12 protein-coding genes and 2 pseudogenes are annotated in these 11864 nt (G+C 67.8%); 7 read left to right on the plus strand and 7 right to left on the minus strand.

From position 1 onward, the window contains the following. Window positions 1–92: 92 nt before the first annotated feature. Window positions 93–392, plus strand: a pseudogene (locus ACIBB8_RS36115) (transposase); the annotation flags it as partial. A gap of 62 nt (window positions 393–454) precedes the next feature. Continuing rightward, window positions 455–1741: an IS256 family transposase gene (locus tag ACIBB8_RS36120; RefSeq protein ID WP_398959455.1), complete on the plus strand. Its 1287-nt coding sequence runs from the start codon at window positions 455–457 to the stop codon at window positions 1739–1741. A 62-nt stretch (window positions 1742–1803) separates the two neighbouring features. Here ACIBB8_RS36120 and ACIBB8_RS36125 read toward each other — a convergent pair whose 3' ends face one another. From ACIBB8_RS36125 to ACIBB8_RS36145, 5 genes are all read right to left on the minus strand, one after another. Further along, window positions 1804–3633: a glycoside hydrolase family 15 protein gene (locus ACIBB8_RS36125; protein ID WP_398959457.1), complete on the minus strand. Its 1830-nt coding sequence runs from the start codon at window positions 3631–3633 to the stop codon at window positions 1804–1806. A 51-nt stretch (window positions 3634–3684) separates the two neighbouring features. Beyond that, window positions 3685–4287: a methyltransferase domain-containing protein gene (locus ACIBB8_RS36130; protein WP_398959459.1), complete on the minus strand. Its 603-nt coding sequence runs from the start codon at window positions 4285–4287 to the stop codon at window positions 3685–3687. Window positions 4288–4396: 109 nt separating this feature from the next. After that, the gene (locus ACIBB8_RS36135; RefSeq protein WP_398959461.1) at window positions 4397–4960 is read right to left on the minus strand and encodes a hypothetical protein; all 564 of its coding nucleotides are present in this window, start codon (window positions 4958–4960) and stop codon (window positions 4397–4399) included. Window positions 4961–4964: 4 nt separating this feature from the next. Continuing rightward, complete coding sequence (locus ACIBB8_RS36140) at window positions 4965–6116, minus strand: molybdopterin-dependent oxidoreductase (RefSeq protein ID WP_398959463.1); 1152 nt, start codon at window positions 6114–6116, stop codon at window positions 4965–4967. A 453-nt stretch (window positions 6117–6569) separates the two neighbouring features. After that, window positions 6570–7043, minus strand: a complete 474-nt coding sequence (locus ACIBB8_RS36145) for a hypothetical protein (RefSeq protein ID WP_398959465.1) — start codon at window positions 7041–7043, stop codon at window positions 6570–6572. Window positions 7044–7070: 27 nt separating this feature from the next. Between ACIBB8_RS36145 and ACIBB8_RS36150 the strand changes: the two genes are divergently transcribed. The 5 genes from ACIBB8_RS36150 to ACIBB8_RS36170 all read left to right on the plus strand — a co-directional run bounded on the left by ACIBB8_RS36150 (window position 7071) and on the right by ACIBB8_RS36170 (window position 10602). Further along, window positions 7071–7367, plus strand: a complete 297-nt coding sequence (locus ACIBB8_RS36150) for a DNRLRE domain-containing protein (protein ID WP_398959467.1) — start codon at window positions 7071–7073, stop codon at window positions 7365–7367. Window positions 7368–7821: 454 nt separating this feature from the next. Then, complete coding sequence (locus tag ACIBB8_RS36155) at window positions 7822–8808, plus strand: hypothetical protein (RefSeq protein WP_398959469.1); 987 nt, start codon at window positions 7822–7824, stop codon at window positions 8806–8808. Then, the gene (locus ACIBB8_RS36160) at window positions 8747–9196 is read left to right on the plus strand and encodes a DUF6973 domain-containing protein (RefSeq protein WP_398959477.1); all 450 of its coding nucleotides are present in this window, start codon (window positions 8747–8749) and stop codon (window positions 9194–9196) included. Before ACIBB8_RS36155 ends, ACIBB8_RS36160 begins: the two co-directional genes overlap by 62 nt. Then, window positions 9193–9636, plus strand: coding sequence for a hypothetical protein (locus ACIBB8_RS36165; RefSeq protein ID WP_398959471.1), 444 nt, complete (start codon window positions 9193–9195; stop codon window positions 9634–9636). Before ACIBB8_RS36160 ends, ACIBB8_RS36165 begins: the two co-directional genes overlap by 4 nt. Window positions 9637–9933: 297 nt before the next feature. After that, window positions 9934–10602 (plus strand): IS630 family transposase, encoded by a 669-nt coding sequence (locus tag ACIBB8_RS36170; RefSeq protein WP_398959473.1) that lies wholly within the window; start codon window positions 9934–9936, stop codon window positions 10600–10602. Between the two features lie 349 nt (window positions 10603–10951). On the opposite strand, the gene ACIBB8_RS36175 is transcribed toward ACIBB8_RS36170, so the two are convergent. After that, entirely contained in the window at window positions 10952–11176 is a 225-nt protein-coding gene (locus ACIBB8_RS36175) for a DUF6381 family protein (RefSeq protein WP_398959475.1), read from the minus strand. A gap of 488 nt (window positions 11177–11664) precedes the next feature. Next, window positions 11665–11864, minus strand: a pseudogene (locus tag ACIBB8_RS36180) (hypothetical protein); the annotation flags it as partial.

Genomic DNA, 11864 nt, shown 5'->3' on the forward strand with positions numbered 1-11864 from the left:
AAACGCTACGTGGCCCGCGAGCTCTACCGGCACATCCAGCCTCCGACGGCCGCACAGAGACCTTCAGCCACTTGACGAAACATAGGGGCATCTACGCCACCCACAAGACGCCCGCGATCCAGAAGTGGCTGCTGGCCCATCCCCGGTTCCACATGCACTTCACCCCAACCAGCTCGTCCTGGTTCAACCAAGTGGAGCGCTGGTTCGCCCTGCTGACGGACAAACAGATACGGCGTGACGTCCACAAGAACGTCCAGGCACTCGAGAAAGACATCCGCAACTGGATCGCCCACTGGAACGAGGACCCCAAGCCGTTCACCTGGACGAAGTCCGCCGACGAGATCTTCGAACGCCTCGCCGGCTACCTGAACCGCCTGCCAGCCAAACCCTAGTTATGAAGCTTTTCCGGGTCTGTACGGTCAACGGTGGATCTTCGAACAGGAAGTGACACCTGATGACAGACGTGACCGTCTCGGCTGAGGCCGTGGAGGAAGTGAAGCCCGCCGGGGCGCCGGATGCTCTGGGTGACCAGTTGATCGGTCAGCTGGTGGACCGGGCAAGGGCCGACGGGATCCAGTTGACCGGCGAGGGCGGGCTGCTGCAGCAGCTGACCAAGAGGATCCTCGAGTCCGCCCTGGAAGGCGAGATCACCGACCACCTCGGGCATGAGAAGCACGAGAGGGCCGAGAGCGGCAACACCCGCAACGGCACCCGCTCCAAGACCGTGATCACCGATGTCGGCCCGGTCGAGATCGAGGTGCCGAGGGATCGGGCGGGCTCGTTCGAGCCGCAGATCGTCAAGAAGCGGCAGCGCCGGCTCGGTGGCGTGGACGAGATGGTGCTGTCGCTGTCGGCCCGCGGGCTGACGCACGGGGAGATCTCCGCACATCTGCGGGAGGTCTACGGCGCCGAGGTGTCCAAGACGACCATCTCCACGATCACCGACAAGGTGATCGACGGCATGCACGAGTGGCAGAACCGCCCGCTCGACTCGGTCTACCCGGTGTTGTTCATCGACTGTGTGCACGTGAAGCTGAGGGATGGCCAGGTCGCCAACAGGCCGATCTACGTGGTGCTCGCGGTCACCGTCGAGGGCACTCGCGAGATTCTCGGCCTGTGGGCCGGCGACGGCGGCGAGGGCGCCAAGTACTGGCTCCAGGTCCTGACCGAGATCAAGAACAGGGGCGTTGACGACGTCTGTATGGTCGTCTGCGACGGTTTGAAGGGCCTTCCGGACGCGATCGGGACGGTCTGGCCGCAGGCCATCACGCAGACCTGTGTGGTTCACCTGCTGCGGGCGTCGTTCCGTTACGCGGCCCGGCAGGACTGGGACAAGATTTCCAAGGCGCTCAAGCCCGTCTACACCGCCCCCACCCAGGACGTCGCCGAGGAGCGGTTCCTGGAGTTCGGCGAGGCGTGGGGCAAGAAGTATCCCGCGATCGTGAGGCTATGGGAGAACGCCTGGGCCGAGTTCGTCCCCTTCCTCCAATTCGACACCGAGATAAGGCGAGTTGTGTGTACCACGAACGCCATCGAGTCGGTGAACGCACGCATCCGCAAGGCCGTCCGCTCCCGCGGACACTTCCCCAACGAGCAGGCAGCTCTCAAGTGCGTCTACATGGCCGTCATGAGCCTGGACCCCACCGGGCAGGGACGCAAACGCTGGTCACAGCGATGGAAGGCCGCCCTCAACGCCTTCGAGATCACCTTCGACGGCCGGCTCTCCGCCGCCCGCCGCTGAAACCCTAACAACTCCAGAAACACCGTTCACTGGACAGACCCGCTTTTCCGAGACTCAGGACACTAGTGCTTGGTTGGTGGTGCGGGTTGCTGTTCGGCTTCGCGAATGGCGCGGGCTGCGTTGATGAGTCCGATGTGGCTGAAGGCTTGGGGGAAGTTGCCGAGGGCTTCTCCGGTGGTGGAGTCTGCTTCCTCGGCCAGCAGGCCGACGTCGTTGGCTTGCGCGAGAGCGGTGTCGAAGACCTGCCGAGCTTGGGTGGGGTGGCCGGTGAGGGCGAGGGCGTGGGCGAGCCAGAAGGTGCACAGCAGGAAGGTTCCCTCGCCTTCGTCGATTTCGTCGCCGAGGTAGCGGCGGACCAGGCCGTGGTGGTCCGTGAGGTGGGTGGCGATTGCCAGGACGGTGGACTGGACGCGGGGGTCCTGTGGGGGCAGGAAGCCGACGATGGGCAGCATCAAGGAGGAGGCGTCCAGGTCGTCGCTGTCGAGTGTCTGGGTGAAGGCCCCCAGGCGGGGGTTCCATCCTCGCCGTTCGATGGCTCGGCGGATCTGGTCGCGCTCGCGCCGCCAGGGGGGTACGCGTTCGCCGGCCTGTAGGAGCGGGGCTAGGGCGATGGCGCGGTCCAGGGCGACCCAGCACATCAGTTTCGAGTGCAGGAAGTGTCTGCTCGGCCCGCGTCGCTCCCAGATTCCCTGGTCGGGTTCGGTCCAGCGGCGGGCGGCTGTCTCGGCTGCTTGGAGCAGGAAGGCGCGGGTGGGTGGGTCGAGGTGCCCGTCGGGTGGGAGTGTCTGGTGGGCGGCGTCGAGGAGTTCGCCGTAGACGTCGAGTTGACGTTGGCGCCACGCGTCGTTGCCGGTGCGTACGGGGGCGCTGTCGCGCCAGCCGGTCAGGTGGGGCAGGGTGCGCTCGCTCAGGTCGCGTTCGCCGCCGACGCCGTACATAATCTGCAGGTCCACGCCCCGGCCGAGCTGGGTTGCCGCAGCGCGGGCGAGGAAGCCGAAGAACTTGTCCTTCTCCTTCTCGCAGGCGGCGGTGGCCAGCGCCTGGAGTGTGAAGCTGGCGTCGCGGACCCAGGTGTAGCGGTAGTCCCAGTTGCGCGTCCCGCCGGCTTGTTCGGGCAGGGAGGTGGTCACCGCGGCAATAACGGCGCCCGTGGGAGCGAAGGTCAAGGCGCGCAGCACGCGTCCGCTGTGGCCCACTTCGTTCTGCCAGGGGCCGACGTAGCCGCGGTGGAGCCGGGACCATGAGCGCCAGCCGTCGATGGTGTCGCTCAGGCGCCGCCGGACATGCCACGCGCGACAGCGCACCGGTTCGCTTCCCCACGCCGGTGTGGCCTGCAGTGCAAAGGCGAGGCGGTCCGATGCCCGGAGTGTGATCTGAGCATGCGCGGTGGACCCGCTCACCGTCCAGTCGACAGGGCTGGACAGCCGCAGGATGTGGGCGCCCCCGTAGGCCGCAAGCCCGCCCCTAACGGGGGACAGGAGCGGGTGCACGAGGCCGAATTCCGGGCGCGGCGCGTAGGTGATCTCGACGGGCACGCTTCCTTCGGTGCAGGTGATCTGGCGCAGGAGGACGCCGGGGGAAGCGGTGCCGAGTGCGTGTCCGCGCTCCCGCCGCCCTAAGGCGAGCGCGTCGCGCAGGACCACCGTTCCGCCGGTCGTGCGGAAGATCGTTTCCAGTACCAGGGTCTCCTCGACGTACCGGCGGCTGATGTCAGCAGGGCCGACAGGGCGGATGGACCAGTGACCGGCATCCTCGTCAAGGAGCCGGGCGAAGATCGCCGGGCTGTCGAACCGGGGAAGACACATCCAGTCCACCGAGCCGTCGGAGGTGACTAGGGCGGCCGAGCAACAGTCGGACAGCAGGGCGTGGTCACCGATCGGTCGTGTGCTCACCGGCCACAGCCCGTCACGGCCCGACCACTGTCCCGCGCACCGCACTCGCCCTCACGCCGGTTCGAGGGTGAGGAATCGGCGGCCGCTGGCGATCCATGCCTCCTGCACACGGAATCCGGCGTCCGGGGCGAGACGGTGAGCTGCCGCTCTGCCCACCCGAGCCCACAGGAATGGGCGGCTACGCCGGCCGCGGCCGTCTTCGAGGCGGACGTACGCCCGGTGCTCGTAGATGTCCTCATCTTCGACCTCCAGAAGCAAAGAGCCGTGGCGGGCGAGCAGTGCGCGGGTCCTGCGCAGCAGGGCGGGCGGATCGCCACCGATGCCGATGCTGCCGTCCGCGAGGATGACAGTCGCCCACTGCCCCTCGCCGGGGACGGGGGCGAAGACGGAGCGGTGCAGCACATTGGCTCCTGCTGAGGTGGCCATGGCGACGGCGGCGGGAGTGGTGTCCAGGCCGAGGGCGGTAATGCCGCGGCGGTGGAGGGCCAGGACGAGGCGGCCGGCCCCGCAGCCCACGTCGAGGGCCGGGCCCTGGCAGCGGTCCACCACTTCCTCATCCGCCGCGTCAGCCGGTCCCCGCCACCGTGCCAGGTCCAGCGGCAGCAGCCGCCCATCCGAGTGGCGCAGACACAGGTAGGGACGCTGCGCACGCAAGGCGGCAGCGTAGAGGTCCATCGGGCGGGGACACGACGACACCTGATGCGGTCCGGCCCGCCGGGCGCGATGCGGCCGCGTCTCGCCCGAGACCGGCGGTTCCCCGTGTTCACTGCCCATCGCGCTTCGAACGCCCGGGGCGGCTTTGGTAGCGAGCACGGCGTTGGCTGGCCCGGTAGCACAGATGTCCGAGGGCGGAGGAGGCCAGCACAACCGCATGTCGGGCCGGGGCACGCAGCTGCCGCAGGGCGAAGAGGGCGGCGGAGGCGGCCAGCAGGACCGCGGTGATGACCAACCATCGGGTCAGGTACACGTCCGGAGAGAGCGCCGTGTCGCCGTGGTACGGCTGCGCCTGGCGCAGGATCAGCGGGAACCACACCAGGAGCAGCAGACAGGACAGGGCCACCGGAATCCGCACGTAGTTGACCCATGTTCGTTTCGGCGCTCGGTCCTTTCGGGGCGGCAGTACGGTTTGCGCGGTGAGATCGGCTCCGCTGTAAAGCGGAAGGAAGACCAGATCGTGCAGGAGGGCCGCGCCGATGAACCACAGCGCGATTGCGAGGGTGCGCCCCGTCAGCAACTGCACCGCGGCGTAGGCAGCCACGGCGAAGCTGACGACCATGGCGAGCAGATGAGCGGGGCCGGCACCGTACCAACGCAGGAGGCGGGTCATCAGGTCACGTCCGGAAGGTGAGAGCGCCGACCCACTTGGTGTTGTTCACTCCAGGGTTGGCAGGGACGATGATCCGGGCCGGATAGCCGTGGTTGATGGACAACGGCGCGCCGTTGACGTGCAGGGCCAGCAGCGAACGGGGATCGTGGATCTGGTTGCCGGCCAGCAGAACGTTGCTGAACGGACCGCCCGGCTGGACGGACTGCACCATCACGCTGCCCGCGTGGGGAACGCCGGCTAGTACCGCGAGATCTCGCAGCCGCAGGCCGGACCAGTGCTGATCGTCGGTGGACCAGCCCTCCACGCAGGCGATCGGCAGGGCCGCCCGGTGCTCGGGCATCTTGAGCAGCTGCTCCCGGGTGAAAGTGAGCGCGGGCCCGCTCCCGTGGACGTGCAGTCGCCAGGCAGGACCGATGGCCGCCGCGGTGACGCCAACGGCGGCCGCGGTCTTGTTGACCTGAAAGCCGTTCGGGCCACGTCCCGGGTTTCGGTTGTGCGGGGCCAGGAGGGCGGTGCGTCGCCACGGGCCACCGATGCTCTGCCCGGCGGTGACCATCAGCAGCGCGAGCGACCCGGCCCCAGCGAAGCCCAGGGCGCCGCGCCGGCTCATGGTCGGCGCGGCAGGCACGGCGGCGACCAGGCCATAGGGGTCCGGTGGTTCGGGCTCGGTGTGGGCCGTGTCCGTCCGCAACTCCGCACTCAGGCTGCGCGAGCGCAGAGCACGGCGCATCCGGCCGATCCGCAGGCCCACATGCACGATGAAAGCGGCGATGAACACCCACGCGCCGTAGAAGTGCAGCGTGTAGAAGGAGCCCGGGAAGATGTAGTCAAGCTGGATGTTCAGCAGCCCCGTGACGAACTCGAAGATCGCGCCCCCGACGAGCAGCAGCAAAGACAGCCGCTCGACGGCATGGGCTGGAGTGCGCACGGGCGGCCACTCGAACAGCTTCGGGATGACCGACCACAGCTTGGCAAGCAGCACAGGAATCAGGGCGACGCCCAAGGTGACGTGCACACCCTGCGTGACCCGGTACAGCCAATACGGGTGGGTGGGCCAGGTGAACAGATAGAAACCCAGCAACCCCTTGCCCGGAGTGTGATCATTGACCCGGCCGAGCCCGGGATTATAGGCGGCATACGACAGAAGACCTGTCACGAACAGCACCGAGATACCGACCAGCAACACCAGCCCGAAAACCGCCGTCAGCCACGGCCCACGCAACGGACTGCGCCAGAACCCAGGGCGGAACGGACCCGGCGGCCGACTCCGCGCAACGGCCAACACCTTCCCCAGTAGGGCCGAGCCCGGAAACTCATGCGGCGTCCGCCCCCGAGGTGCAGATCCGCCACGACGTGGTGCTGGACGGGCTCCGCCCTCCTCATCCGCACCCGCCATTGACACCACCCGCCCATCCGCCCGACCCGAGTGTTTCCCGCACACTCCGATGCTGATGCGGGCGGCCCGTTTCGGCATGTTGGATACCGCTTCGGACCCATGAACAACACGAACAGCCCCTACTGGGTCCGACCCGACGGCCTGCGCCCCTGCACCCGGACTGACACCAGCCCGCATCTGACTGTCCCTGTCCCTTCAAGGGTCGGGCGGGTCTCACCACAAGGTGAGGGGCAGCCCTGCGGCTTCTGCTGCTTGGATCCGGTCCTCGATGGCTCTGGGGTCCTCTCCGGCGGCGATCCCGGTTCGAACGGCTGCGGCGATGGCGCGGGTACGTCCGGCTGCCCCGCGGAGGTCCGCGAGTGGCCCGGTGGGGTTGCGGTGTCGGCTGGCCCGTTCTGCGCGGTTTTCGGCGGTGGTACGCGAGGGGCCGGGCAGGCTCGTGGCACGGAAGGAACCGTGACCTGTCGATGACACAGCAGCCAGCCACGGCCAGCACAGGCGTTCTGTGCGCTGGTGTCGCTTGGCCTCGAACCTGGCCACGATGAGCGGATCGGTGAGCCATGAACGCCACAGTTGCGCGGGGACTTTGACCGGCTGGGGCTCGCCGAGCAGGGCGAGCTGTTCGGCTTCTGACGGCGAGGTGGACACCGGCATGCCGGGCAGCGGCAAGGGCTCCTGTAACGCCATGGTGGTCACCGGCCCCTTGGCTTCGAAGTGGCTGTTACCGCCGTTCAGCGTAGAGGGCCGGTCGTCCGCGGTGACAATGACGATCTGGAGGGCCTGGCACTATCCGCTGGCGTTCATCGGCTACGTCGAGGTTGCTCCACCACCGGTGCGGGCGTGGAGGCCCAGCGGATCACCCAGAACTGGGATCCGAGCTCCGTGACCTGGGGAGCGCAGCCGGCCACGACCGCCACCGGCGCCGCCGTGTCAAAGGCGTCGTACGGCTACAGCTCGGCCTGCCCGGCCAACTTCATGCGCTGGAACGTGACTGGCATCGCGCAGGCATAGGCGGACGGCCAGCCCAACCACGGTCTGCAGATCAAGGGCGTGGACGAAACGGACTCCACGACCTGGCGCCGTTTCAGATCCGCAAACTACGTGGACGGTTCGTAGGGCCCGACTGAACCGGCGCTGTCGGTGACGTACAACACTAAGCCCGGCGTGGCGTCCCCCGCGCGCCCTGCCGAAGGCACCGTCACCGCCGACACCACACCGACGCTGTCGGCCAAGGCTACCGACGCGAACGGCAATACGGTCCGCTTCACCATCGAGGTGTGGAACGCTGCCGGAACCACCAAGATCACCTCGGGTCCAGACCCCGTACACCGCCTCGGGAGCCACCGGCTCCTGGACCGCGCCAGCCCTCGCCGCCGGCTCCTACAAGTGGCGTGTCGCCACCTACGATGGCACCGACTGGAACGGCACCTGGTCGGTCTGGCGCAACCTGACCGTCGACACCGCCGTGCCCGCCGCCCCCGCGCTATCCTCCACCACATACCCTGCCGACGGCCGGTGGCACAGTGACGCCGGCCAGGCCGGCACTTTCAAGGTCACCGACCCCACCGGCAAGGCCGTCCACCGTCACGCTCACCGGCGGCACGGCCTCCTTCTCCTGGCCCCCACGACCCTCGGTACCCACGCCCTGACCGCTCGCGTGAAGGGCCCCAACGGCGCCTGGTCCGACTGGGCCATCCATACCTTCCGCGTGGGCGCCATCGCGGGGAACTTCTCTACCTCGTTCATCAACGACATCGCCGAGGCGCACTTCTCACAGACGCTGCACCCGCCGGTCGACGACGCCCCGATCGAGGAACTCCCCGCGGACGAGGCCTACCCTGAGGAGGACGACATACCGGCCGGCTTCGTCGAGCAGGTCGACCCCGAAGTGGTGGAGACCGAGGACTCCGCCACGGCCGCCCCGGTCGCCGAGCTCCCCGAGCGCGCCGACCAGGACGTCATCGGCACCAGCCTCGACGGCTCCGCCCAGACGCTCGTCAACCTGCCCACCGGCTCCGCCTCCCCGGCGGAGCTGAGCAGCACGGGCCTGGTCATCTACCCCAATACCCAGACGGACGCCGACACCATCGCGGTCCGTACGGGCACCAACGCGGTGGAGCTCTTCCACCTGTTGCGTAGCCGCAACGCCCCGAGCTCCTTCACCTACCGGCCTGCACTGCGTCCCGGCGAGGTCATCACGGTGGGCGAGGACAACACCATGATGACCTCGGGCTTGGAGCGTGGCCTGACGACGTTCGTCACCGCCCCGCTGGCACTGGACGCCAAAGGGAACACCATCCCCGTCTCGATGACGCTGTCCGGCAACGACATCGTCGTCGCGCTCGCACCGGCTGAGGGCCAGTCCATCGCCTACCCGGTCCTGCTGGACCCTGGCTACGGCTACGGCTACGGCTACGGCTACGGCTACGGCAGCATCACCGACGCGAAGTAGGACCTACTGCTTCTGGAACCCGTACGACTGCTCGGTCGCGTGGGACAGGGCGAACACCGCGTTCAAGAAGGCACAGGACCTCTGCCCGGACAAAACCCTGTTCCAGGGCACCGGTGCCGCCTTCCGGCACTGCTACTGGAACGCACTGATGGAAATCCGCCTCTCCACAAAGGACGCATACGAGGTCGCCACGCGCCACGAGTCCACCTCCAGGGGCAACGACAAGGAGATGGACCTGCGCAACAACTCAATCGGCCAAGGTATCGAACGCTCCAACACCGGCAAGACGAACGCCGGCATCCACAGCAGGGACGCATGCCTCAACGCCCAGAAGAATGGCAGCCTGTGGATCATCAAGAGCGGCCGCCTCGTCAGGAGCAACTCATGACCGACAAGCTCAGCCGACGCGTGGCGCCGGTCCTTCTCCTCCTCCAAGTAGCCTACGTGGCCATGCTGACGGTAGCTTTCACGGTCCTGCCGCCGGATACGGCGGAACTTGACCAGCCAGACGCCTCCACGGTGGAAACGGCGTTCGTCCCCGTCGCCACCCTCGGCATCATCGTGGCCTTGGCGGGCGCAGCCGCACTGCTGGGGCTGGAGAAGGCACGCACGCGCAGCCCTCGGGCCGTGCGTGCGGTGTGGCTGGCGCTCGTCGCCCTGGGCCAACTCGCCATCGCGGCCAAGGCGCTGCTCAACGTCCTCAGCCAGACGCCCGGCCCGGACACCATAATCGGGGCGGGTATGATCGCGGTCGCTCTGTGCATCGCCGTCGCGTGTGCGGTCGAGGTGCGCGGCCCGTCGTCGCCGTCGAGTGCGCGGGCCGTCTGACCTGACCCGACAGACGTCACAGCCAACCCAGCGGAGTCGCTGTGGCGCCCCACGGTTTCGGCCGGGGGCGCCACTCGGCCTTCCGGCTCGCTGGCCCGCACCTTTGCGATCTTCGCCAGGGTGGCCTCATCGAGCGCGGCCAGCGTGCGCCGGGCGGTGGAGTCCGAGGCCACAAGCCCGAACAACGGCCGGTGATGCAACTGAAGTTGCCCAGCCTCCGAGAAGTTCACCGCTCCCGGCACCATCGCGACCGCGAGCTGCACCAGTACCCCGGCGCGTTCCCGCCAGCCGGCTGCTGTGCTGGATGGCAGTACCCCGGCCAGCGCGCCCGTCAGCCCCGCGCGGTCCGCACACCGGCGCAACAGCACCGCTCCCGCATGTCCGATCAGCCTCTTCCCGTCAGCCACCACCGACAGCCGACGGCCCCACCCTGTATTCTCGACCACCAGAAAGAAGGTTCCTTGCTCTCTGCAGCGGATACGACCTAGACACTCGCATCCTTGCAGGTCAACGGCACCCCTGTTCGCCGCCCTGAACGCGGCCACGGGTGAGGTCATCGGCTCGCTCCACCGCCGGCACCGTGCGGTGGAGTTCAAGAAGTTCCTGGCCAAGCTCGACAAGGAGGTCCCCGGCCATCTCGACGTCCACCTGATCCGCGACAACTACGCCACCCACAAGACGCCCGCGATCCAGAAGTGGCTGCTGGCCCATCCCCGGTTCCACATGCACTTCACCCCAACCAGCTCGTCCTGGTTCAACCAAGTGGAGCGCTGGTTCGCCCTGCTGACGGACAAACAGATACGGCGTGGCGTCCACAGGAACGTCCAAGCCCTGGAGAAAGACATCCGGGCCTGGATTGCCGACTGGAACGACAACCCGAGGCCCCTCGTCTGGACGAAGACCGCTGACGAAATCTTCGAACGCCTCAGCGGATATCTGAACCGAATCAAAGACTCCAGACACTAGGCGATCGATGGGCTCCTTCACCCATGCCCTTGAGGCCTTCACTCTCGCATGGCCTCGCCCTGCTCACCGACCAGGCAGAACGAATCGCCGCAGGCCGACGAAGACACCACCTCGACGCACTTCCCGAGCCGCCGCAACACACCGTCGCCACCTCCGCAACCCGCCAGGCCCGGCGATCCCGACGCCGACGCCGACGCCGAGGCCCGACGCCGGCGGGCCGGCACCCGGCCTCGCAGCAATCACACCCTGCAAACAACCCCGACCGTCCCGCACGCCGCCACCGAACCCGGATGGCCTCCCCCCGCAACGCGGGGGAAGGCCATCGGTACCGCGGGACACGAACACAACGTCACCGGGACGGGAACTCGCCCTTCCGGCCACCGGCACGACGCCCGGGCCCGTCCTCGGCCCCGCGTCCGCCCTCCTTCATAGACCGCTCCTGCATGCGCCGGGCCTCGTCGTGCAGCCTGCGGCGTTCCTTCGGATCGCTCGTCTGCTCAGCACGCTCATTCAGCTCACGGACCCTGTCCTGCATCTGCTGCGCACGACTAGCGGACTCGCCTGCAACGCTCATCATCACTCCTGGGAAGGTGAGGGTGGGACACATCGCAGCCAACCAGCGCTGTCCCACTTACGCACCCGGGACAGTCACCGTGCGCAATCACCGCAGGCAACCAACCCTGAAAAGAACACGTCACACCAACAACACCCCCCCCCACCCCGCCCCCCCATCCCCTGCGGCCCAGGCGAACATACCGACACCCCCCTTGCCCCCGGTGAAACAGCCCGGCACCCAAGCAGAAGCATGCGACACCCCTCCCCCACCCCATACCCCCCGTTCACCAGACAGACCCGGCCCCAGGAAACACGGGTACAACCACAGGCGCCGAGAACCGGTCACGATCTCCGGCCACGGATCTCCGCATTCAGGACAGGAAAGGCCGGAACTAAAACCATTCGCAAAAATCAGTCCTCTCGGCGGTAAGCGAGTCCTCGGACCGGCAAAAACAGACGCGCTCGAGCCGCAGCAGCACACCGTCGTCCGCCGCAGCCCACTCGGCTTCAACAAGCGCCCGGCAGAAGGAGGCGCCGCGCGAGCATCTCACCTTCAGCCATGCGGTATTGCTTCAGGTCGAGCATGCCCTGCGGCAGTTCTCCGTCCCGCTTGCCTCGTTGTTTCACGGCGTTGGCCGGTTGATCTCGCGTCCGTGATGTCGCGTTGATCCCTGGCCGGGGACGGTTCCGGTCAGGGGTGCGCATCG

Source organism: Streptomyces sp. NPDC051286 (assembly GCF_044455345.1).
In the GTDB taxonomy this organism is placed as follows: domain Bacteria; phylum Actinomycetota; class Actinomycetes; order Streptomycetales; family Streptomycetaceae; genus Streptomyces.

Coding starts and splice junctions, on each gene's coding strand:
- ACIBB8_RS36135 (WP_398959461.1), bottom strand. CDS start 4,960: ATGACCCGCCTCCTGCGTTGGTACGGTGCCGGCCCCGCTCATCTGCTC.
- ACIBB8_RS36165 (WP_398959471.1), top strand. CDS start 9,193: ATGACCGACAAGCTCAGCCGACGCGTGGCGCCGGTCCTTCTCCTCCTC.
- ACIBB8_RS36120 (WP_398959455.1), top strand. CDS start 455: ATGACAGACGTGACCGTCTCGGCTGAGGCCGTGGAGGAAGTGAAGCCC.
- ACIBB8_RS36175 (WP_398959475.1), bottom strand. CDS start 11,176: ATGAGCGTTGCAGGCGAGTCCGCTAGTCGTGCGCAGCAGATGCAGGAC.
- ACIBB8_RS36145 (WP_398959465.1), bottom strand. CDS start 7,043: ATGGCGTTACAGGAGCCCTTGCCGCTGCCCGGCATGCCGGTGTCCACC.